Origin of the sequence: Mesorhizobium sp. M0563 (assembly GCF_040321065.1) — a bacterium.
GTDB lineage: Bacteria > Pseudomonadota > Alphaproteobacteria > Rhizobiales > Rhizobiaceae > Mesorhizobium.
On the sequence record NZ_JAMYQV010000004.1, the window covers coordinates 287380 to 308517 of the forward strand.

The 21138-nt window shown below is 64.2% G+C and carries 19 protein-coding genes and 1 pseudogene; 11 read left to right on the forward strand and 9 right to left on the reverse strand.

Annotated features, from left to right (window positions below; translation table 11 throughout):
* Positions 1-73: 73 nt before the first annotated feature.
* The gene (locus tag NKI50_RS08655) at positions 74-874 is read right to left on the reverse strand and encodes a class I SAM-dependent methyltransferase (protein WP_352716215.1); all 801 of its coding nucleotides are present in this window, start codon (positions 872-874) and stop codon (positions 74-76) included.
* Positions 875-1041: 167 nt separating this feature from the next.
* Entirely contained in the window at positions 1042-2067 is a 1026-nt protein-coding gene (locus NKI50_RS08660) for a DUF930 domain-containing protein (RefSeq protein ID WP_352640982.1), read from the reverse strand.
* Between the two features lie 160 nt (positions 2068-2227).
* On the opposite strand from NKI50_RS08660, the gene NKI50_RS08665 reads away from it, so the two are divergent.
* Together NKI50_RS08665 and NKI50_RS08670 are read left to right on the forward strand one after the other, a co-directional pair.
* A complete protein-coding gene (locus NKI50_RS08665; RefSeq protein ID WP_352481675.1) occupies positions 2228-3661 on the forward strand; it encodes a coiled-coil domain-containing protein in 1434 nt (477 codons plus the stop codon).
* Positions 3662-3833: 172 nt separating this feature from the next.
* Positions 3834-5357 carry a serine hydrolase gene (locus NKI50_RS08670; protein ID WP_023722354.1) on the forward strand — a complete coding sequence of 508 codons (1524 nt, stop codon included), beginning with the start codon at positions 3834-3836 and terminating at the stop codon, positions 5355-5357.
* 30 nt (positions 5358-5387) lie between these two features.
* Here the strand turns inward: NKI50_RS08670 and NKI50_RS08675 are convergent, their stop codons facing one another.
* Positions 5388-6323: a hypothetical protein gene (locus tag NKI50_RS08675; protein WP_023722353.1), complete on the reverse strand. Its 936-nt coding sequence runs from the start codon at positions 6321-6323 to the stop codon at positions 5388-5390.
* A 285-nt stretch (positions 6324-6608) separates the two neighbouring features.
* On the opposite strand from NKI50_RS08675, the gene NKI50_RS08680 reads away from it, so the two are divergent.
* Entirely contained in the window at positions 6609-7049 is a 441-nt protein-coding gene (locus NKI50_RS08680) for a lipid-binding SYLF domain-containing protein (protein ID WP_023677323.1), read from the forward strand.
* 18 nt (positions 7050-7067) lie between these two features.
* On the opposite strand, the gene NKI50_RS08685 is transcribed toward NKI50_RS08680, so the two are convergent.
* Positions 7068-7700, reverse strand: coding sequence for a TetR/AcrR family transcriptional regulator (locus NKI50_RS08685; protein WP_023722352.1), 633 nt, complete (start codon positions 7698-7700; stop codon positions 7068-7070).
* A gap of 672 nt (positions 7701-8372) precedes the next feature.
* Here NKI50_RS08685 and NKI50_RS08690 point away from each other — a divergent pair.
* From NKI50_RS08690 to NKI50_RS08700, 3 genes are read left to right on the forward strand one after another with little or no spacing between them, the layout of a single operon-like run.
* On the forward strand, positions 8373-8858 hold the full coding sequence (locus NKI50_RS08690) for a (2Fe-2S)-binding protein (protein WP_023722351.1): 486 nt from the start codon (positions 8373-8375) through the stop codon (positions 8856-8858).
* Entirely contained in the window at positions 8855-9838 is a 984-nt protein-coding gene (locus tag NKI50_RS08695) for an FAD binding domain-containing protein (protein WP_031195083.1), read from the forward strand. Before NKI50_RS08690 ends, NKI50_RS08695 begins: the two co-directional genes overlap by 4 nt.
* Positions 9835-12156, forward strand: a complete 2322-nt coding sequence (locus NKI50_RS08700; RefSeq protein ID WP_023722349.1) for a xanthine dehydrogenase family protein molybdopterin-binding subunit — start codon at positions 9835-9837, stop codon at positions 12154-12156. Before NKI50_RS08695 ends, NKI50_RS08700 begins: the two co-directional genes overlap by 4 nt.
* A gap of 229 nt (positions 12157-12385) precedes the next feature.
* On the opposite strand, the gene NKI50_RS08705 is transcribed toward NKI50_RS08700, so the two are convergent.
* Positions 12386-13396 carry a zinc-dependent alcohol dehydrogenase family protein gene (locus tag NKI50_RS08705; RefSeq protein ID WP_023722348.1) on the reverse strand — a complete coding sequence of 337 codons (1011 nt, stop codon included), beginning with the start codon at positions 13394-13396 and terminating at the stop codon, positions 12386-12388.
* A 104-nt stretch (positions 13397-13500) separates the two neighbouring features.
* Between NKI50_RS08705 and NKI50_RS08710 the strand changes: the two genes are divergently transcribed.
* On the forward strand, positions 13501-14430 hold the full coding sequence (locus tag NKI50_RS08710; RefSeq protein WP_352549412.1) for a LysR family transcriptional regulator: 930 nt from the start codon (positions 13501-13503) through the stop codon (positions 14428-14430).
* Positions 14431-14471: 41 nt separating this feature from the next.
* Here the strand turns inward: NKI50_RS08710 and NKI50_RS08715 are convergent, their stop codons facing one another.
* The 3 genes from NKI50_RS08715 to NKI50_RS08725 all read right to left on the reverse strand — a co-directional run bounded on the left by NKI50_RS08715 (position 14472) and on the right by NKI50_RS08725 (position 17484).
* On the reverse strand, positions 14472-15230 hold the full coding sequence (locus NKI50_RS08715) for a slipin family protein (protein WP_023722913.1): 759 nt from the start codon (positions 15228-15230) through the stop codon (positions 14472-14474).
* Positions 15227-16618, reverse strand: a complete 1392-nt coding sequence (locus NKI50_RS08720) for an NfeD family protein (RefSeq protein ID WP_352716219.1) — start codon at positions 16616-16618, stop codon at positions 15227-15229. Before NKI50_RS08720 ends, NKI50_RS08715 begins: the two co-directional genes overlap by 4 nt.
* Positions 16619-16719: 101 nt before the next feature.
* Positions 16720-17484, reverse strand: coding sequence for a pseudouridine synthase (locus NKI50_RS08725; RefSeq protein ID WP_352640973.1), 765 nt, complete (start codon positions 17482-17484; stop codon positions 16720-16722).
* A 115-nt stretch (positions 17485-17599) separates the two neighbouring features.
* Here NKI50_RS08725 and NKI50_RS08730 point away from each other — a divergent pair.
* A pseudogene (locus NKI50_RS08730) lies at positions 17600-18191 on the forward strand (DUF922 domain-containing Zn-dependent protease).
* A gap of 41 nt (positions 18192-18232) precedes the next feature.
* Here NKI50_RS08730 and NKI50_RS08735 read toward each other — a convergent pair.
* Positions 18233-18976: an SDR family oxidoreductase gene (locus NKI50_RS08735; protein WP_352716222.1), complete on the reverse strand. Its 744-nt coding sequence runs from the start codon at positions 18974-18976 to the stop codon at positions 18233-18235.
* A gap of 337 nt (positions 18977-19313) precedes the next feature.
* Between NKI50_RS08735 and NKI50_RS08740 the strand changes: the two genes are divergently transcribed.
* From NKI50_RS08740 to NKI50_RS08750, 3 genes are all read left to right on the forward strand, one after another.
* Positions 19314-19937 carry an NAD(P)H-dependent oxidoreductase gene (locus NKI50_RS08740; RefSeq protein ID WP_502895819.1) on the forward strand — a complete coding sequence of 208 codons (624 nt, stop codon included), beginning with the start codon at positions 19314-19316 and terminating at the stop codon, positions 19935-19937.
* 347 nt (positions 19938-20284) lie between these two features.
* The gene (locus NKI50_RS08745) at positions 20285-20617 is read left to right on the forward strand and encodes an ArsR/SmtB family transcription factor (protein ID WP_352640967.1); all 333 of its coding nucleotides are present in this window, start codon (positions 20285-20287) and stop codon (positions 20615-20617) included.
* A 14-nt stretch (positions 20618-20631) separates the two neighbouring features.
* Positions 20632-21138 (forward strand): arsenate reductase ArsC, encoded by a 507-nt coding sequence (locus tag NKI50_RS08750; RefSeq protein ID WP_352494408.1) that lies wholly within the window; start codon positions 20632-20634, stop codon positions 21136-21138.

Here is a 21138-nt window from a genome sequence, read left to right on the forward strand (position 1 = left end):
TAGGTTCTTTTTTATGCATGTCGTTACGGCAAAACCGCTGCCCACTTTTGCGCGGCATGCATTAGCGCCAATGTCAGGCAACGACGCCGCGGCAGGCCCAGGCGACATTGGCAAAGGACCTCGGGCCGTCGGGCCGGCCGGCCTGATAGGCGTCGCGCATGGCGGCGTCGGTGCGCGCCCGCTCTTCTGGATAGAGCGTGGCCACATACTTGCCGAGCGGCCCTTCGCCGGCGGCAATAGGCGCCCAGTAGTCGTCGAAGTTTTGGTAGTCCATGCGGATCATCAGCTGCGTTTCCGTAACGTCCCGGACACCCTGTTCGACAAAGGTCCGTTGCATTTCGCCCGGCTGCATCATCGGCTGGGTGCAATAGCGGGCGCGCAGCTGGCGGCCGCCTTCGCTGAGCACTGCCACCGTGTCGATCATCATGCGCATTCCGGGCATGCCGCCGAGATGGTCCCATACGGTCGCCGCGACCACGCCGCCCGGCCGCACGACGCGGCGCATCTCAGCGACTGCCTTGCCGGTTTCGGGCACGAAATGGAGCACGAGCAGCGCCAGGGCGCGGTCAAACGCGCCGTCCTCAAAGGGCAGGGCGCAGGCATCCGCCTGGCGGATTTTTATCCGCGGGTCGGTGTTGCGCCGGATTGCCTCCTCGACGAAAACGGCCGAAAAATCGATCGCGGCGACCTCACGGAGTTCAGCGGCCTTGACGAGCGCGAAGGTCAGGCTGCCTGTGCCACAACCGACGTCGAGGATCTTTTCGCCGTCCTTAAGGCCCGCGAAGTCGATGAACAGCGGCGCGAGCTTTTGGCTCCACCGGCCCATGAGCTGCTCATAGCCGGCAGCATGGTGAACATTAAAACTTGAAGTCATCGAACCCTCGCTTAGCGTAAGCTAAACCTCGACACAGCGATTGCCAAGGCGGGCGAGCATTCTTCCCACCCTGGGGCGGCCGCTGGCGAAAGCCACCTCGACGCGTGCCGGGGCGCGAAGACTTCGCCGGCGTCGTGGATTTGATGCGGCCGGCGAGCCGACCTCGATCAGTCTGGGCCACCCATTTGGCGGGCAGTCCGCGGCGCTGGCACTGGATCTCCAACACGGAAGGCGAACGACACGACTTTCGTCGCATCCGGATCGACCTCGCAACGAAAGCTCAGAGCGTACCACTGCCCGCCGGCGCGGAACTCGGTCCTGGAGACTTGCATGATATTGCCGGCCTTCAACCTGAAGGGACGCAAGACGTCAGGAAAGTAGGGGGGCGAAGCATGGCGCAACTGTTCGCGCACTTCCCAGAAGCAGAGCTGACCGATCCGATCGGGGCGCGGCACATTTCTCATGGCGGTTGTCGCGATTGGATCACCGGTTGCTGTTTGCGAGAACAATCTTTTCGCTTCTTCAAGCTTCAGCGGCTTTTGCACCTTGGCCGCTCGCTTGGGCTTAGGCGGCGCGGATGCGCCAGGCGGCGGAGCCGGGTCTTTGCTGTCTACCGCAGTCACGGCAGGTGGCTGCGCAAGATCCTGTTTATTGGGATCTTGCGGCGCCGTCGGTTGTTCCGAACCATCCTCCGCACTGTTGCCGTCCAGAGACTTGCGAGGACCAGCGTCCTTCTCGCCGAATTGGAAGACAGGCCTCTGAGGGCCGGCTTCCGGATGCGCCGGCGTCTCGATCTTTGCTTCCGGCGGCTTTTCGGGCTTGGGCGGTTTCGCAGGAGGCGGAGGTTTGGCTTTCTCCGATGGTTTGGGCGGCGGCACCAGATCCACCCCGATGGCCTGCTCCTTCTGCGGCTGCGGGGGCGACACCGGCAGCGCGGACAACAGAAGCGCCGCGGCGAGCAAATGCAGAACCGCGGAGGCAGGCAAGGCCCACCTGAATACCTGGCGCTGATCCCGTATCTCGTCCGTCATCGTGACCGGTGTGTGGAATGAAATATTGGCGGCATCAAGCACCGATGCCGCCAGACGTCGAAATAACCGGTTCATGTCGAGCTTCGACGGTTTTGCGGCGGCCGAGCAGATGCCGCCCAACGCGTTCGTTGGAACTGTCGCCGTCGCTACGAATCGCGCCATCGGCGACTGCCGCGAGGCGCGTCATTCAAATACACGAGGACAGTGGCCGAGCCTGTCCCTAGCGTGGCGTCGGCCAGAGCGCACGGTCAGGGGTGAACCCGTATTCGGGGGAGGCGAATGTTCGCTCCTTAACGGCGCTGCACGAGAGGGATATTCAGTCATGAATTTCAAAGGTTTGATCAAGCGTGCCGAGACTGTGGAGAGGGCGTTCAAGGAGCTCGAAACCGATTTGGCGGATGCGTTTAGCGAATGTCTCAACGTGGACGATCAGTCGCCGTTGAACGACGTCACTGTCCCGGATGAGACTGTGTCGGATGGGAATCTCGCGGCAATGGATGACAGCTCGCAACTTGAGGCCAATGCGGATGCCTTCGAGACCGCGCGACGGCTGACGCCCCACACGCAAACCCGGCTCGCTGCCTTAAGTGCGGTCGATGGGCTCTTTCACGACGCGCAGGAGTATCTTGGGGAGATCCATGCGAAACTGTCGGAGATCGCGACCTCGCATCATCTGACAGGCGAATTCCTGAAACTCCTCCACGGCGACATTCTTCGCGCCAACGAATTGGAGCTGGCAAATACCAGCTTGACCGCGCAACAAAGAGCACTATCCGAACAGCTCCACGATGCAACCAGAAAGCAGCGCGAGCGCGACAGCGCTATCGAGGCGCTGCAGCAGCATGAGGCGAGCCTGGTCGAGGACAAGGAAGCACTTCGCGGCGCGCTGGCTGCAGCAAGGCTGGAGCTCGTCGTGGCAGGCAATGCGAGCGCAAAACGCGAGGCCGAGTTCGGCGAGCTTGTCAAAACGCTCTCGGCCAGAGCGGTCGAGGCCAACAGACGCTCGCGCGAGAACGAGATGCTGCGGGAGAAACATGTTAGCCTGTCGATCGACCTCGACAAGGCGCTGAAACGGGAGGCCGAGGCCCGGCACAGGCTGGACGAACTCTCGACTGTCCACGCCAATGACGCCGCACAGGTTTCGGAACTGCTGGCCGCGCTTGGCAAGAGCGAGAAAGAGGAAATGCGGCTGCAGAAATCGCTCGACATGGCGCAGGCCAAGCTGTCGGAAATGACGGAAGCGGCCCGCATCAGGGACGGGGACAGGGAAGCCGAACTTGCACGCGGTGTCGCGGAGATGACCGGCTTGCGTTCTGAGATCGAGGATCTCCGATCGCGACTGGAAGCCGCCTCGAACCACAACAGCGAAGCCGTCAGCGAGATCGCCAGGCTCAAGGCTCAAGCGAGCGACGCGGTGGCCGAAAAGCAAATCGCCGAGGAAAAATTGTCTGCTCTCATGAAGGAGAGCGAAAGCGACAAGATGAACCTTTCCGCGGTCAGCGCGAATTTTTCGCAGCTTTCCCTGCAGCAGGCATCCGAACAGATACAGTTCGACGTCCAGCGGCAGGAATGCGAGGATCTGCGTGCCGAAGTCGCGTCGCTTCAAGCCCGGGTCAAGGAACTGTTGCCCTATGAGCGGCTCCACAAGGTCACCAACGCCAGACCGCGTGAAGACGGCGTGGTCGAGATCACCGCTGCGGTGGCGGAGAAGGCCCGCGCCAGCAGGCGGCGCCTTCGCCTGCGCGCGGCATCCTAGCTCAGGCGCGGCTGTCTGAATTTCGACTGGTGCGAAACCGACATCCGTCAATGGATGGCGGGTCGAGCGTGAGGCTGGCCTTCCCTGCGTCGGCCTGCAATAGTGCACGCCGGTGAAGCGGAGGGGGCTGAGCATGCGGCTATTCATAAAGCGGAACCACCTCCGTTGGAGGATGTTGGCCTTCATCGCTATCATGGTGCTTTTGCCGAAAGCGGCGTCGGCCGATACCATCCCACCCGACAGGATCGCCGCGGCCCTTGCGAAGCTCGAACTACTTGCCGAAGGCGTCGTCGCGGATGGTAGCGTGCCCGGTCTGGCCATCGGCGTCGTGCATGGCGACGAGGTGATCTTCCTCAAGGGGTTCGGGCATCGCGAAGCCGGAAAACCGGAGACCGTCGATGCGGACACGGTCTTCCAGATCGCCTCCCTCTCCAAGCCGGTCTCCGCCACCGTCGTGGCGGCGCTGGTCAGCAACGGGGTCGCTTCCTGGGATTCGAAGATCGCCGACCTCGATCCGGCTTTCCGGCTCGCCGAGCCCTATCCGACCAGCGAACTCACGGTCCGCGACCTGTTTGCGCACCGCAGCGGGCTTCCCGGCACGGCGGGCGACGACCTCGAGGACATTGGCTATGACCGCGGGGAGATCCTGCGCCGCCTGCGGTTCGTGTCGCCGTCGTCGAGCTTTCGTGCCGGCTATTCCTACAGTAATTTCGGACTGACCGAGGGTGCCGTCGCCGCCGCGAAGCCGACGGGCAAGCCCTGGGAAGAGGTCGCCGAAGAGAAGCTCTATCGTCCGCTTGGAATGGCCTCGACCAGTTCGCGTCATTCGGACTTCATCAAGCACGCCAACCGCGCCGAACTCCACGCCAAGATCGATGGCGCCTGGGCCGCGAAGGTCCAGCGCTATCCGGATGCGCAGGCGCCAGCAGGCGGCGTCAGTTCCACCGCACGCGATCTCTCTCAATGGATGCGCCTTGTGCTCGGCAACGGGGCCTACGCCGGCAAGAGACTCATTGCCGCCGATGCGCTGGACCAGACACATATTCCCTTGATGGTTCGCGGCAAGAACCCCGTCTCCGGAGGCGAGGCCTTCTACGGCCTCGGCTGGAATGTCGAATTCGGCCGGCACGGGCTGGTCTGGGGTCATGCGGGCGCCTTCAGCACCGGCGCACGCAGTCTGGTGATGCTCTTCCCCGAGGAGAAGCTTGGCATCGTCGTCATCGCCAACGCCTTTCCGACAGGCGTGCCGGAGGGACTGTCCGACAGCTTCGCCGATCTCGTCTTCGACGGAACGCTGGGGAAAGATAAGGTAAAGGCATGGAATGATATCTATGCAGGCATGTTCGGGCCGGTGATTGCGGCGGCCAAGGCCACCTATGCCGTGCCGCCCTCTCCGGCAAGTCCGGCCGGGCCAGCCAGTGCCTATGCCGGCCGTTACTTCAACGACTTCATCGGCGATGCTATTGTGTCGGGCGAAGGAGAGGCTCTTGTCCTCAAGGTCGGGCCCGCCGGTGCGCGGTCCTATCCACTGAAGCATTTCGACCGCGACCTCTTCGTGACCTTCCCCGATGCCGAGATGCCGGACAGGCCCTCGGCCGTCAGCTTTGTCATCGACCCCGACGGCAAGGCGTCGGCCGTGACCATCGAGTTTCTCAACGACAATCATCTCGGCACGCTGCAGCGCGAGGGTGATTAGCCGTCGCGGGGCGGGCGAGCCTTTGCCGGTTCAGGATGCCGGGCCGAACTGGAGCAATTTGAAGCAATCGCCGCTGCCCGGCGTCGCTTGCGTCAGGAAGGGTTTCGACCGGTCGATCCATTCTTGGTGCGACCTGGCATCGGCTTCGATCTCATTGGCCGGTGCAAGCTTGACGAAACCGCGCCCCTTGCTGAACAGCCAGCATGCGCGGCCGAGAAACCGCCTGCTGCGCTGGCGCAGGAGGTCGGCATCATAAAAAATGTCGAGCACCTCCTGCTTGATCTTCCGCTCCTTTTCGGGATTGGCGATCGCAACCTCGATCGCCTCGCCGCCGATCGCATCCTGCAGGTCCTTGTAATCCAGGGCGATCTGAGTGGTGGCATATTTGATGTCGCTCTCGTCCCGGACGATGTTGAACCATAGCGTTGGGTTGAGCTCGTTGACGACGAACGATGCTTCGAAATCGCGTGATAAATTCAGGGTATCGAACCCCTGAACATCGACGTCGCGTTCGACCAGAAGGATCTGCGAAACCTGCTTGGCGAGCGCCGTCCCGTGGGCGCTGACCGCGGCATTGTTGCCGCCGAGTTCCGGACTGACATAGGCGCCGCCATCATCCAGCAGCGCATCGAATTCGCCAAGGGCCTCCACGACGGCGCCGCCGCGGGCAATACGCGCCGCCAGTTTGGCGAGAACCTGCTGGAGCTCCGTTTCGCGTTTACGCTGGTCCTGATAGTTCTGCTGGAAAAAGAAGATGAACAGGGACACGCCAATGCCGATCAGGATCACGCCCAGCTGCGAAAAGATGTTGCGATAATATTCCAGCAGCTTTTCACGATGGCGTACGTCGTCACGCACACTGTGCGCCACACGGAGATTGACGATCAGCGAAACGACCAGGAGCCCGGCACCGACCAGGATCAGGCCGCCGATCAGCAGGTAGCCGTAGCCAGAGTTCAAATCCATTCTTTGCCGCGCTCCCGAAACCCCAGACAGCGCAGACTAATACCGTTCGGCTTCAACACCTACGTTTTCATAGGAGCGCCGGCGAAGGATTCCCACCATTCGGCCGCTGTTCTTACAGCCAGGTCTATGCTCGCCGTCCGCCTCGTTTCGTAGCGGTCTTCTCGCAGCCGAATTCAGGCCGCGTGCTTGGAACCAATGACGGGCGAGACTGTTCAGCTATGACTTTGATACGACGCCGATGTGCCCGGTCGGCTGGGCATGCGGCGATCTTGAGGAGTTCTCATCATGAAGATTTCGTCCAGATTTCGTTCAGTCGCGGTTGCCGTCATCGCCGCCGCGGCAGTTAGCTTTGCCAGCGTCGCGCATGCCGACAGCGGTACGATCCGCTTCGCCATCTACAAGGCGGCCTTTTTCATCGGCGGCTCCGGAGGCGAGGGCACACTGACCTTCCATGGTCGCCGATATCCCATCTCGGTCGGCGGCATCTCGGGCGGCCTCGCCTTCGGCGCCTCCAAGACCTATTTCAAAGGTACCGTGCGCCACATACGCCGCGCCCGGGATGTGACGGGGGTGTACGGTGCAGCGGGCGGTGGCGGCGCGCTTGGCAAAGGAGCCCAGGTGATCGTCATGACCAATGACAAGGGTGCCCAACTCGAACTCACAGGCAGGCAGGTAGGTCTGCAAGTCAACGCCGATCTCAGCGGTATGAGCATCTCGCTGAAATAAGGGCAGTCATTGCATTCGTCATTCCCTGGATGGGCCGGATTTGGCCGCTCCAAACCGCAGCCCATCCATCAGCAGCGACACCAATCGGCGCGAGCGGTCGCGCCAGTCCTTGGTGTCCGGGGCCGAATAGATGCCGCCCAGCGCATGCAGCACGTCGGAGGCATCGACGTCGCTGCGGATCGAGCCGTTGGCGACCGCGGCATCGATCAGCCGCCGCAAAGCCAGCGTCACCCTGCCCGAAACGTCGGAGAACAGGGTGGAGTTGGTTGTGAGCAGGATGCGCAGGCTTGTCGACAGCCCGCGCTTGGTGGCGATGTAGTCGACGAAGCGCTGCATCCATTGTTCGAGCGCGACGTCGGGCACATGATCGTGGGCGAGTTCGTCGGCCGCCTGGCACAGTCCTTCCACTTCGCGCCGATAAACCACCTCGACCAGATGCTCGCGCGTTGGGAAATGCCGGTAGAGCGTGCCGATGCCGACGCCGGCCTGACGCGCAATCTCCTCCAGCGAGGCATCGACGCCATGCGCGGCAAAGGCTTTCGCCGCGACCTCGACCAGTGCGTCGCGGTTGCGCTGCGCGTCGGCGCGCAGCGGTTTTGCAGCGGCGGCTTCGGCCTTGTCTCCAGATATGACGGGCGGCTCTGCGGCCAATTTTTTCTCCAGTGTTGATCCGAATAGGGCAGGCCCCGTTTCAACAACGGAGACGCCTCCAACTTCGTTACGCCTCCGACAAATATAATCGCAAGTAAATACAATCACAGGATCGAGTCTGGGCCGGCGTTCCGCATCTTGCCTGTCCCGGTGGATGACGACGGAGGATATTTCCTGGCGCGGCCGGCACTCCTCATCTGTTCGGCCGATGCCCTGAGGCAAAAATGAGCCGACATTGAGCACGATCCCCTCAGGATCATTGGACTGTCCTGCCCCTACAGACAGTTCAGAGAGCACCACCGGCTTGGGCCGGTGGTGCTTTTTTGTCTCCAGGCATGACGGCTGGCTGCCCTGCCAATTTTCTCCAATTTTGATCATTTTCGATCCTGGGCTTGAACAGGGCCGAGCAGGTCCTTAGGTAATAAGCGGAGGCGCCTCCGATTGTGGAGCGCCTTTCTCATGTAATCACGGGATCGGGTATGTCACGTCTTTCGACCTCGCAAGCCGCAGCCTCCCCGAGGTCGCGCCAAGTCAGGCAGACCCCCTCTGCCCTGCCGGGCATTTCCCCCAAGGGGAAGATAGCCTTCACCTAGCCATAAGCTGACCTTGCCGCTCGCCGGCCGGGCACCAGATCATCCCCTCCCGCGTCAAGCAACTGGAGCCAGACGCCCCATGACAAGCAAAACCCGAACTCCAATCCAACTTCAAATCAACGGACATCGACATGAGCTGGAGGTCGAACCGCGCGTTACCCTGCTCGACGCCTTGCGCGACCATCTCGGCCTGACCGGCACCAAGAAGGGCTGCGACCAGGGCCAGTGCGGCGCCTGCACGGTGCATATCGACGGCCAGCGCGTGCTGGCCTGCCTGACGCTTGCCACTCAGGCTGAGAGCAGGGACATCACCACCATCGAAGGGCTTGCCGGGGAGGATGGCACGCTGCATGCGGTGCAGGCCGCCTTCCTCGAACAGGATGCCTTCCAGTGCGGCTATTGCACGCCGGGCCAGATCATGTCGGCGGTCGCCTGCATTCGCGAGGGCCATGCCGGTTCCGACGAGGAGATCCGCGAATACATGGCCGGCAATCTCTGCCGCTGCGGCGCCTATCCGCATATCATCGCCGCCGTGCGCCAGGCGGCCGTGGAGGCCGCGTCATGAGGGACTTTTCGTATCTCCGCGCCGGCTCCGTCGATGCAGCCCGTGAGGCAGCAGCACTTCCCGGCGCCATGCTTTTGGCCGGCGGCACGACGCTTGTCGATCTCGCGAAATGCGGCGTTGCCGAACCCGAGACCGTGGTCGACATCACCCATCTCAAGGGACTGGACACGATTGCCGTTGATGACCGGGGCGCCACGATCGGCGCGCTGGCCAGGATGAGCCGCGTCGCCGACCATGCCGATATCAAGAGTCGGTTCCCAGCCGTCTCGGAAGCATTGTGGCAGGCCGCATCGGCGCAGTTGCGCAACATGGCGACGATCGGCGGCAATTTGATGCAGCGTACGCGCTGCCCCTATTTCCGCGATCCGGCGAATTTCCCCGCTTGCAACAAGCGCTCGCCCGGCAGCGGCTGCTCGGCGATCGGCGGCGTCACCCGTGGTCATGCCGTGCTCGGCACCAGCGAAGCCTGCATCGCCACCTATCCCGGCGACCTGGCGGTTGCGCTCGTCGCCTTCGACGCGATCCTCCATCTCGGCGACCGTCAGGTCGCCGTCGATGATTTTTTCCTGCCGCCGGGCAGCACGCCCGAACGGGAACATGCGATCGAACCCGGCGAGATGATCACCGCGATCGGCATTCCCGCTTCGGCCGCCGCCCGCCGCTCGACCTATCTCAAGGTCCGCGACCGCCAGTCCTATGAATTCGCCGCGGCAAGTGCCGCGGTCGGTATCGAGTTCGAGGCCGACGGAAGGACGATCCGCGATCTGCGCGTCGCGCTTGGCGGCGTTGCCACCAAGCCATGGCGCGCCCGCGCCGTCGAAGAGGCGCTGAAAGGCAAGGTGCTCGAGCCGGAGGTCGTCAGGCAAGCCAGCCTGCTCGCCGTCGAGGGCGCCGTCGACCATGGCGCCAACCACTACAAGATCGAACTGGCGCCGCGCGTCGTCGCCCGCGCCATCCTCAAAATGGGAGAAACGGCATGACCGTTCACGAGTTGAGAACAAGACCTGGCGATGCCAAACGCGGCGACGCTTCGGACGGCGCCGTCCTCGCGGATCAGGTCGGCGGCCGGCTGTCGCGCGTCGACGGACCGGCCAAGATCACCGGTGCCGCCAAATACGCCGTCGAGCAGCAGCTCGAGGGGCTCACCTATGCGGTGCTGGTCGAGAGTACCATTGCCGCCGGCCGGGTGCAGTCGATCGACACGGCAGCGGCCGAAGCCGCGCCGGGCGTGCTGCTGGTGCTGACGCCCGACAATTTCCTGCCGCTGAGAACCGCCACGGACTGGCTGGGCACGCCGCCGCCGGCTGTTGCCTATTGCCCGCTGGCGCGCAGCATCACCTTCAGCGGCCAGCATATCGCGGCGGTGGTGGCCGAGAGCTTCGAACAGGCGGTCGCAGCCGCGGCGCTGGTCAAGATCGCCTATGACGAGGCGCCGGCGATCGTCGACCTCAGCGATCCGAAAGCCGGCGACGGCATTGCGGTCGATGCGATGACCAAGGAGTGGGGTGAGGCGGAGACCGCGTTCGCCTCGGCTCCGGTCAGGATCTGCAACGCCTACAACACGCCGCGCGAATACCAGGCGCCGATGGAGCCGCATGGCCTGATCGCAAAGTGGCAGGACGACCAACTCACGGTCTGGGAGCCGAGCCAGTGGCTCGACGGCATGGCGCGGACCTATGCCGAATGGTTCGGCGTGCCGTTCGAGAATGTGCGACTGGTCTCGCCCTATATTGGCGGCGGCTTCGGCTCCAAGGCGTTCGCCTATGGCTACGGCGCGGTGGCGGCAGTCGCCGCGAAAATGCTGGGACGGCCGGTGAAGCTGGCGGTCAGCAGGCCGCAGACCTTCACCGCCTATGGCGGACGGGCGGCGACGCGCCAGACCGTGGCGCTCGGCGCCAACGCAGAGGGTCAGATCCAGTCGATCGTGCATCGCGGCGTCAACGAGACCTCGGTCGACGGCATGTGGGTCGAGCCGCTCGGCTCGGTCACCTCGGTCATGTACGCGACGCCGAATTTCTCGTCGCGGCAGAACGTCGTGCGGGTCAACACGGTGGTGCCGGGGGCATTGCGCGCGCCGGGCGAGAACCCGAGCGCCTTCGGCATCGAAAGCGCGATCGACGAGCTCGCCTATGAGGTCGGTATCGACCCGCTGGAAATCCGTCTCAGGAACTATGCCGAGCAGGATCCGCATGCGAAGAAGCCGTGGTCGACACGGCAGCTGCGCGAGGCGTTCGCGGCCGGCGCTGAAGCCTTTGGCTGGTCGAAGCGGACGCCCCAGCCGCGTTCGATGCGCGACGGCAACCAGTTGATCGGCTGGGGCGTCGCCGCCGGCACCTACCCGGTGCGGCGCGCCTATGGCGAGGCGGTCGTGCGCATTCTCGCCGACGGCTCGGTTGAGGTCGAAAGCTCGTCGATCGACATGGGGCAGGGCACCTACACGATCTTGGCGCAGACCGCCGCCGAGGTGCTGGGCGTGCCGGCGGAAAACGTCATCGTCAAGCTCGGCGATTCCCGCTATGCCCGTGCCGGCGTCACCGGCGGTTCGCGGCTGGCCGGGGTGATGACCGGCGCCGTCCACAAGGCGGCGAGTGCCGCGCTCGACCAGTTGGTCGGGCTCGCCATCAGTGATCCGGCTTCGCCGTTCCATACGCTGCAGGCCAACACGCTCGTCGTCGCCAATGGCCGCATTTCGTCGCCGCGCGGCAACGGCCCTGAAGTTTCCATCGCCGAACTGCTCAGCAGCGTCGGGCGCCAGCATATCGAGGCCAAGGGCGACACGATGCCGGCCAATTCGACGGTCGAGGACCGCTACAAGAACTACACCACCATAGCCATGGCGCTGCCGCACACCGAGGGCGACTATTCCCGCCACAGCTGGTGCGCGCATTTCATCGAAGTGCGCGTCGACGAAGACTTTGGCACGGTTCGTGTGTCGCGCGTGGTATCGGCGCTGGATTCGGGCCGGCTCTATAACCCCAAGCTCGCCGAAAGCCAGTGGAAGGGCGGCATCATCATGGGCATCGGCCAGGCGCTGCTCGAGGAAGGCATCGTCGACCGCCGCCACGGCCGCATCGTCAACAACAACCTCGCCGACTATCTCATCGCCACCAATGCCGACATTCCCGACATCGAGGTAATCTCAGTCGGTATTCCCGACCCGCATTCCTCGGTGCTTGGCGGCAAGGGGGTCGGCGAGCTAGGCATCGTCGGCGTGGCGCCGGCGATCGCCAACGCGGTATTCCACGCCACCGGGAAACGGGTGCGGGATCTGCCGATCACGCTGGAGAAGCTGATTTAGGCGGACGCGGTGGAACTGCCAATCTCCCCCCTCGTGGGGGAGATGCCCGGCAGGGCAGAGGGGGGCGTGAAGGATCGCCAGCGTTCAGTTCAACTTTGATGAGCTGAGAACCTTACGTGGGTGCGCGAACTGCTTGATAGGCTGGAGGGACAGCGCCCCTCTCTGTCCTGCCGGACATCTCCCCCACGAGGGGGGAGATCGGCAGCTTGAACGCCCTGCCTTTTCAGGCTCACCACGACAGACTGAACGCAAGCTTGCCGAAATGCCGGCCGCCGGCCGCCATGTGGGCGTAGGCCTCGGTCGCCTGGTGCTGGCTGTAGATTGTGTCGATGACCGGATCGATACGGGCGGCGCCGATAGCGCGCGCAGCGTCGCGCAGGTCGGATACCGAACCGGTGTTGTTGCCCACTACCTTGAGCGCCTTGATGATGATCGGCAGCAGGTTCGTGGTGGCCTCGGCGCCGGTGACGAAGCCGATCGCGAACACCGTGCCGCCGGGCGCCGCGGCATTGATTGAGCGGGCGAAGGTGGCCGAGCCGCCGGTCTCGACGATCAGATCGGCGCCGAGGCCGTCGGTCAGCTCGAGCACCTTGGCGTCCCAGTCCGGTGTCTCACGATAATTGATGAGATGATCCGCACCCAAGGCCTTGGCGCGGGCCAGCTTTTCGTCCGACGACGAGGTGATGATGACCGTGGCGCCGGCTGCCTTTGCCAGCTGCAGGGTCAAGATCGACACACCGCCGGTGCCGAGCAGGACGACGACTGATCCGGGCCCGGCATCGGCGGCGCGGATCGCGTTCCAGGCGGTGGTGCCAGCGATCGGCAGCGTTGCTGCCGCTTCGAAGGACAAGTGAGCCGGCATCGGCACGACGGCATTGGCCGGCAGCACGACATATTCGGCGAGCGAGCCGGGCAGTGTCAGCCCGCGCATCTCTCTGGTCTCATAAGGCCGCGGACGGCCGCCGATCCAACGCGGTTTTGCATGGGCGATGATGCGGTCGTTGACGGCGAGCCTCGACACGCCCTCGCCGATGCCGACGATCTCGCCGGCGCCGTCGACGACGGGAATGAGCGGAAAGCTCGGGCCTGGATAGTTGCCGCTCGCGATCGCGACGTCGACAAAGTTGAGGCTTGCGGCGCGCAGGCGGATCAGCACTTCGCCGCGCTGCGGTTCAGGCGTGGGAACGGTGGCCGCGCGAAACGCGTCCAGTCTCGGGGCAGTCAGTTCGATCGCTTTCATGTCTCACTCCGGTTTGGGCCGATTGACGGGCCGGGATTGAGTGAAACTAGCTGCTGCGCTATTGGTATATAATCCTTGGCTTTTACATTTGAGCTCTGCGCCAGATGCAGCAATCGCACGAACCGGCAGCATTGGCCGAAATGGCCGCCTTCGCGGCAATCGCCGAAGCACGCTCCTTCACCAAGGCGGCGGCTCGCATCGGCCGCGACGCAACGATCCTGTCGCGGCGCCTTGCCTCCCTGGAAGAGCGGTTGGGCGTGCGCCTGCTGCACCGGACGACGCGAAGCGTGTCGCTGACCGAGGCGGGTTCGGAGTTCCTCGTCCGCATCCGCGCTATCCTGGCCGCCGTCGACGAAGCCGAGGCTGTCGCGTCGGCGCATGCCGGCGGCGGGCCGCGCGGCGTGCTGCGGCTGGCGCTGCCCGGCTCGTTCGGGCGCATGTGGATCGGCCCCCTGCTGCCACAGTTTCTCGCCGAATTTCCCGACGTCCGTATCGAGGCCGAGTTCTCCAACCGCTTCGTCGATCTCGTCGCCGAGAATTTCGATGTTGCCGTTCGTCTCGGCGCGCTGGAGGATTCGCGGCTGGTGGCGCGCAAGGTCGCGACACGGCGGCGGCTGCTGTGCGCCGCGCCGTCCTACCTCGCCCGCCGGGGCACGCCGGCTGCGCCGGAAGCGCTGCTGGAACACAGCTGTCTCGGCTTCTCAGGCTTCCAGACCTTTCCGGCCTGGGAGATGACCGACACCACGGGCCGCCGCGTCAGTATCGAGGTCTCCGGCCCGCTGGTCACCGACGACGCCGAGGTCCTGGTCGAAGCCGCCGTGCAAGGCGTCGGGCTGATGATGAGCACGGATTGGCTGGTCGGACGCGAGCTCGCCGACGGCCGGCTGGTGCCAGTGCTGGAGGACTGGACCCTTGCCGACGAAGGGGCCGTCTATGTCGTCATGCCTTCGGCCAAGGGGCAAGCCGCCAAGACACGTGCCTTCGCCGACTGGATCGGCAAACGCTTTGCGCCGGTCCCGCCGTGGCAGAGGTGAGGGTGCTGATCTCCCCACGAGGGAGATTATGCGCTCCTCCCTCACTTCCCGCCCTGCTTGATGAAATGACCGAGCAGATCCATTGGCACCGGAAACACGACCGTCGACGAGCGCTCGCCGGCGATGTCATGGAGAGCCTCGAAATAGCGTAGCTGCATGGCTTGCGGTGCTTCGGCCAGCATCTTGCCAGCCTCGACGAGCTTTGCCGCCGCCTGTTGTTCGCCGTCGGCATTGATCACTTTCGCACGCCGCAGCCGTTCCGCCTCGGCCTGCTTGGCGATGGCGCGGACCATGTTCTCGTTGAGGTCGACATGCTTGATCTCGACATCGGAGACCTTGATGCCCCAGGCATCGGTGCGCTGGTCGAGAATCTCCTGGATATCGCTGTTGAGCTTGTCACGTTCGGCCAGCATTTCATCGAGCTCATGCTTGCCGAGCACCGAGCGCAGCGTGGTCTGTGCCAGCTGGTTGGTGGCGGTCATGAAGTCTTCGACCTGGATCACCGCCCGCTCGGCGTCGACGATACGAAAATACAGCACCGCGTTGACCTTCACCGAGACGTTGTCGCGCGAGATCACGTCCTGCGGCGGCACGTCCTGGACCACCACTCGCAGGTCGACCTTCACCATCTGCTGCACGAAGGGGATGAGGATGATAAGGCCGGGGCCCTTGACCCCGGTGAAGCGGCCGAGCGTGAAGACCACCCCGCGTTGATATTCCCTCAGGACGCGAATGGCCGCGGATAAGAACATGACCACGACGAGCGCTGCTGCCAGATAGGCCACATAACCGATGATCATTGCCTTGCTCCATCGCTTCCCACATTGCGGCGCCGTATCGTCAGCACAAGACCCCTGACATCAGCCACCTCGACGCTGTCGCCCGCCGCAAGCGGTTCGTCGGCTTTTGCCCGCCAGCGCTCGCCCCGGGCGAGCACGTGGCCCTCGCTGCCCTGCCAGTCGAGAATCTCCGCCGGCAGCCCCTGCATGGCCTGTGCGCCAACACGCGGAACGTTCTTGCGGGCCGCCCACAGATAGCTGCCGGTCAACAGCGCCAGGCCGAGCGTCAGGACGGCGGCGGTGGCGATAACGGCCCACGACATCTCGAAGCCGGGCCCCTCGATCTTGAGCAGCATGGCAGCGCCCAGCAGAAACGCAGCCACGCCTCCCAGCCCAAGGACCACTGTCGGGTTCAAGGCTTCGACGACGAGAAAGATGATGCCAAGCAGCATCAAGGCAAGGCCGGCATAGCTGATCGGCAGGAGATTGAGCGCATAGAGGCCGAGCAGAAGGCAAATCGTGCCGATCACGCCAGGCGCGACCGCGCCCGGGCTCGTGAATTCGAAGACGAGGCCATAGACGCCGACCAGCATCAGGATGACGGCGATGTTTGGGTCCGTGATGACGGCGAGAAGCCGGATGAGCCAGCCTGGTTCGAGCGTTTCAACCGGCAGCCCTTTCGTCGCCAATGCCTCTTTCTTGCCGGCGATCTCGACGGTCCGGCCGTCGGCCAGTTGAAGCAACTCGGTGGTGTCGCGGGCGACCAAGTCGATGACATGCTCCTGCAGCGCCGCGCCGGCCGACAGGCTGGCCGCCTCGCGCACGGCCTTTTCACCCCATTCGGCATTGCGCCCGCGCAATTCAGCCAGGCTGCGGATCAGGGCAACGGCGTCGTTCGTCGCCTTGGCGATCATCGCATCGCCCGCGGGTGCGTTCTTCTTGTCCTTGTCCGCCTCCGGGCCATCGTTCTTGTCGCCGGGAAACGATGGCAGCGGCCCGCCCATCTCGATCGGCGTTGCCGCGCCCAGATTGGTGCCGGGCGCCATCGCCGCTACATGGGTAGCGTAGAGGATGTAGGTTCCGGCGCTCGCCGCGTGCCCGCCGGCGGGCGCGACATAGCCGATGACGGGAACCGGCGAGGCGAGGATAGCGGCGATCATCTCGCGCATGCTGGTGACCAGCCCGCCGGGCGTGTCCATCTGCAGGATGAGAGCCTGGGCGTTTCGGTCCGCGGCCACCGCCAGCGCTTCCTCGAGCTGCCTGGCACTCGCCGGACCGATGGCGCCGTCCATCTCGACGCGCAACACAATTTTCTCCCGGCCGTTCGCCTCTCCGGTTGCGGAAGAGGGACAAACGGCCGCAGCAGCCACGAAAGCCGCGGCAAGCAGGACCGCACGCGCGAGTTTCACGCTCAAAGCTCCATATCTAGGATATGGGCTGGATTTTGCCGAAATCCATGAGAACGCTCATCAAACCGGCCTGGGTGCGGGGTGATGCTTCGCTCTGTCCTTCAGGCCCGAAGCAGCGCCAGCTCTTCGGCGGTCAGATGGCGTGTCTTGCCCTTGGCGAGGTCGCCGAGCTGCAATGGGCCGATCGCAACGCGCACCAGGCGTAGCACCTCGATATCGTGGGCGCCGAGCAGCCTTCGGATATGGCGGTTGCGGCCCTCGTCGAGCACGATCTCCAGCCAAGCGGTGCTGGTGCCGCCGCGCAGCAGCTCGATCGACCGGGCCGTCAGCAAGTCGCCATCGACTGTCGCGCCGGCGCGCAGCCGCGCCAACATGGCCTCGTCGGGCAGGGCGCCGATCTGCACGTGATAGGTCTTGGCGACATGCGAGGCGGGGTCGAGCAGGCGCTGCGCGAAGCGCGTGTCGTTGGTCATCACGAGCAGGCCCTCGCTCGCCTTGTCGAGGCGGCCGACCGGCGAGACGAAGGGCAGGTCGAGCCCTGCCAGGCAATCATAGACGGTGCCGCGGTCCTGCGGGTCGTCGCGGGTGGTGACCAGCCCGCGCGGCTTGTTGAGCATCAGATAGACCTTGCGCTCGGCAGCGACGCGGTGGCCGTCGACCTCGATGCGGTCGCGGCCGGGATCGACGCGCATCGAGCCGTTGCGCACGATCTTGCCGGCAACCCGCACGCGCCCCTCGGCAACCAGAAGCTCGGCCTGCTTACGCGAGCACAGGCCAAGCTTCGACAGGGCGCGGCACAGGCTGACGCCGGGAGGCTGGGTCCCGGGGGCAGGGCGTTGCCGGGCAATGTTCGGTCGCGGCGACATGGCGTTGCCTGTGGATTCTTGTATACGAGCATCCCACTATAGCCGGCCGCAGGCTATGTCCACGGAAGGGAACTGCATGTCTTTTGCATCGTGCGCAGCGGCTGCGAGGACTTGCATGAAAACAGCCATTCGCCTTTGCCTGCTGCTCGCCTCTCTGCCGGCATCGCCGGCGCATGCCGGCTGGCAGGCAGTCGAGAAGGTCGAGACCTATGCCGTCTCAGGGCAATCCGGGCCGGAGCTCTATGCCTCGATCGGCGGGCGCGGGCCGCTGCTCGGCGAGCGCCGCGTCATCGCGCATACCAATTTCAAGCTGACCTGGGTGAGGGACTACCAGCCGCAAGGCGACGCCTGCGTGCTGGTGTCGGCGCGGCCGGAAGCTGATCATCACCTACACCTTGCCGAAGCCGGCCGCGCGGCTGCCGGGCGCCATCCAGAAGAACTGGGAGGTTTTCGCAACCGGCCTCGCCGCCCACGAGAAGGTGCACGGCGCCAGCATCATCGACATGGTGCACAAGATCGAGGCGGCCACGATCGGCCTGACCGTCCCCGACGACCGCGGCTGCAGCAAGATCAGGACGGAAGTGACGAGACGGCTCGCCGGAATTTCGCAGGCACAGCGGCAGGCGAGCCGCGATTTCGACCGGGTCGAATTCGGCCCGGGCGGCAAGCTGCGGCAGCTTGTGTTCACGCTGATGACCGGGGGATGATGCTGCGGGGCGGCGCAGGGCACCATATCTGTCGGCCAAGCTCATGCCTGCTCGGTCGGATAGAGCGTCAGGATGTTGACGTTGACCCGTGGCGGCTGCGTCACCGCATACTGGATGGCGGCGGCGATGTCCTCGCTTTCCAGCTGCTCCATGTCGCCAAGCCTTAGCTCGACCGCCTGGCGCACATCGGCGCGCATATTCTGGGTGAACTCGGTCTTGACGGCGCCAGGCTCGATGCAGGTCACGCGGATGCCGTCCTTGCCGATCTCGCGGCGAAGCGATTCCGCCATCGCGCTTACCGCGTGCTTGGTGCCGGAATAGACCACCGAAGGGTGGATATAACGGCCGGTGCCGGAAGAAACGACGACGATGTGGCCGGCGCCTTGCCGTTGCATCGACGGCAGCGCCGCATGGATCGGATAAAGCAGGCCCAGAATGTTGACGTCGACCATCCGGCGGTATTCTTCCGGCGTCGTATTGCGGAACGGCGCGGCGACGCCGACGCCGGCAACCGCAAGCAGAATGTCGAGCCGGCCGTACTCCTGCAGGACCCGTTCGACCATCGCCGTGGCTTGCGCTTCGTCGGTGACGTCGGCGGCAATCGGCAGCGCGGTGCTGCCGGTCTCACGGATCCGCCTCGCCAGATCGTCCAGGCGCTCAGTGCGCCGCGCGGCAATCGCCAGCGTGGCGCCCTCGGCCGCCAGCGCCAAGGCGGTGGCCTCGCCGATGCCGGAGGAGGCGCCCGTCACCAAGGCGATTTTGCCGCTCAGTTTTCCTGTCTGCATCGTTTTCTCCTGACGCTTTGAACACGCCCTGAAGCTAGGGCGCAGACATTCTGGGAACAATGCTGGGAGTTCTTGGGCATGATACGCCGCAGCGCCGCATCCGCGGAGTAGCTCAAGGCATGCGGGACAGCGCCCTCCAGCAAGCCCATGTCTGCGCAATTTTCCTTGAGCGAACGAGCGGGGCTTGACGCGACTGGAGGTGTTGCGTCTTGATATGGGGCTGCGGGGCTTCGCATGAAAACAGCTGATCGACTATGTCTGCGGGTGGCTTGTTTGCATGCGACGCGCTTGCATGCAGCACCGCGATCCTCTGGCGACCGACCGGGCTGAGCGCAAGATGAAGGTCCTCGTCGTCTATTGCCATCCCTGCACCGACAGCTTCAACGGCGCCGTGCGCGATACGGTGCTGGAGACGCTTGCCGAAAGGGGGCATCAGGTCCACCTGCTCGATCTCCATGCGACCGGCTTCGATCCAGTCATGCGCACGCAGGAATGGCGCGGTTACCACGACAAGGCGGCGAACCTGCAACCGGTGCACGAACATGCGCAGGAGCTGCTCTGGGCCGAGGCGGTCGTCTTCATTTACCCGACCTGGTGGTATGGCGTGCCGGCGATGCTGAAAGGCTGGCTGGAGCGTGTGCTGGTGCCGGGCTTCGCTTTCGAGATGCCGACCGCACGACGCGGTCCGCGGCCCAAATTGCGGCACATACGCCGGGTGATGGCGATGACCACATGCGGTGCCACGCCGCTGATGTCGTGGATCATGGGACAGCCCGGCCGGCGGACCCTGCTGCGCGGCTTCCGCTCCGTTTGCCATCCGCTGTGCCGGACCAAATTCCTGGCGCTCTACCGGATGGACAGCGTCTCGGCCGCCGGACGCCAGGCGCATCTGCAGCGGGTCAGGAAAGCGGTTGCCGGTCTTGGCCGCGCTGATGCCATTGCCGCCACGGTGCCTGGCTGATTTGGTCGAGCGAGCCGCCGAGGGCAGCGGGCATCGCTTCGATGTGTCGGATACGATCAGTTGTACAAGTCGGCGCCGCCCCTCATCGCCCTGCCGGGCACTTCTCCCCGTATAGTGACGGGGAGAAGTGGCTGGCCGCAGCGTTGGCGTCGTTTCTGCACCGCTGATGTTTGGCGAAATCACCGATGACGAGGCCCCTCTCCCCGTCACTATACGGGGAGAGGATGCCGGCAGGCAGGTGAGGGGCAACGCAAACGATTAAAGGGCGAATTCAAAACTGAGAGATTGCCTTGGGTCGCTGGCAGAGGCGCGTTGACTCTCTTCGCCATTTCTGGAATCCTGGAATTATGGACAAGACACTCGCCCTTTCGGCGCTTGCCGCGCTCGGCCAGGAAACCCGGCTGGACGTTTTTCGCCTTTTGGTGCGGGCTGGAGCCGACGGCGTGCCGGCGGGCGAGATCGCTTCGCGGCTCGCCGCGTTCCCGAATACGATGTCGGCCCATCTCAAGATCCTGTCGCATGCCGGCCTGGTGCGGACCGAACGGGAGGGCCGCAGCGTGCGCTATTTCGCCGATATGACCGGCTTTCGCGATCTGCTGGCCTACCTGATGGAGGACTGCTGCAATGGCGCGCCGGAACTTTGCCAGCCTGTGATCCAGGCTGTGACCTGCAACTGCTAGAAGGGAGGTGCGCGATGAGCGAGCCATACAATGTTCTTTTTCTCTGCACCGGCAATTCGGCAAGGTCGATTCTCGCCGAGGCGATCCTGAACCGCGTCGGCGCAGGCAAGTTCAAGGCCTATTCGGCTGGATCGCATCCGAAGGGAGAGGTTCATCCCTATGCCCTTCAGCTTTTGAAAAGCCTCAACTACGACACGTCGTTCGCCCGTTCGAAAGACTGGCAAGAGTTTGCGGAGCCAGGTGCCCCAGAGATGAATTTCGTCTTCACGGTCTGCGACAATGCCGCCAACGAATCCTGTCCGGTCTGGCCCGGGCAACCGATGACGGCGCATTGGGGCGTACCTGATCCTGCAGCCGTCGAAGGCACCGAGGCGGAAAAGCATCTCGCCTTCGCCGAAGCCTACCGCATGCTCAACAACCGAATTTCGATCTTTGTCAGCCTGCCGATCAATGCGGTCGACAGACTTGCGCTGCAGAAGCGCCTCGACGAGATCGGCCGCAATCTGCCGAAGGCCGGCTGA

Coding starts and splice junctions, on each gene's coding strand:
- NKI50_RS08655 (WP_352716215.1), bottom strand. CDS start 874: ATGACTTCAAGTTTTAATGTTCACCATGCTGCCGGCTATGAGCAGCTC.
- NKI50_RS08660 (WP_352640982.1), bottom strand. CDS start 2,067: ATGGCGCGATTCGTAGCGACGGCGACAGTTCCAACGAACGCGTTGGGC.
- NKI50_RS08665 (WP_352481675.1), top strand. CDS start 2,228: ATGAATTTCAAAGGTTTGATCAAGCGTGCCGAGACTGTGGAGAGGGCG.
- NKI50_RS08670 (WP_023722354.1), top strand. CDS start 3,834: ATGTTGGCCTTCATCGCTATCATGGTGCTTTTGCCGAAAGCGGCGTCG.
- NKI50_RS08675 (WP_023722353.1), bottom strand. CDS start 6,323: ATGGATTTGAACTCTGGCTACGGCTACCTGCTGATCGGCGGCCTGATC.
- NKI50_RS08680 (WP_023677323.1), top strand. CDS start 6,609: ATGAAGATTTCGTCCAGATTTCGTTCAGTCGCGGTTGCCGTCATCGCC.
- NKI50_RS08690 (WP_023722351.1), top strand. CDS start 8,373: ATGACAAGCAAAACCCGAACTCCAATCCAACTTCAAATCAACGGACAT.
- NKI50_RS08695 (WP_031195083.1), top strand. CDS start 8,855: ATGAGGGACTTTTCGTATCTCCGCGCCGGCTCCGTCGATGCAGCCCGT.
- NKI50_RS08700 (WP_023722349.1), top strand. CDS start 9,835: ATGACCGTTCACGAGTTGAGAACAAGACCTGGCGATGCCAAACGCGGC.
- NKI50_RS08705 (WP_023722348.1), bottom strand. CDS start 13,396: ATGAAAGCGATCGAACTGACTGCCCCGAGACTGGACGCGTTTCGCGCG.
- NKI50_RS08710 (WP_352549412.1), top strand. CDS start 13,501: ATGCAGCAATCGCACGAACCGGCAGCATTGGCCGAAATGGCCGCCTTC.
- NKI50_RS08715 (WP_023722913.1), bottom strand. CDS start 15,230: ATGATCATCGGTTATGTGGCCTATCTGGCAGCAGCGCTCGTCGTGGTC.
- NKI50_RS08725 (WP_352640973.1), bottom strand. CDS start 17,484: ATGTCGCCGCGACCGAACATTGCCCGGCAACGCCCTGCCCCCGGGACC.
- NKI50_RS08735 (WP_352716222.1), bottom strand. CDS start 18,976: ATGCAGACAGGAAAACTGAGCGGCAAAATCGCCTTGGTGACGGGCGCC.
- NKI50_RS08740 (WP_502895819.1), top strand. CDS start 19,314: ATGAAGGTCCTCGTCGTCTATTGCCATCCCTGCACCGACAGCTTCAAC.
- NKI50_RS08745 (WP_352640967.1), top strand. CDS start 20,285: ATGGACAAGACACTCGCCCTTTCGGCGCTTGCCGCGCTCGGCCAGGAA.
- NKI50_RS08750 (WP_352494408.1), top strand. CDS start 20,632: ATGAGCGAGCCATACAATGTTCTTTTTCTCTGCACCGGCAATTCGGCA.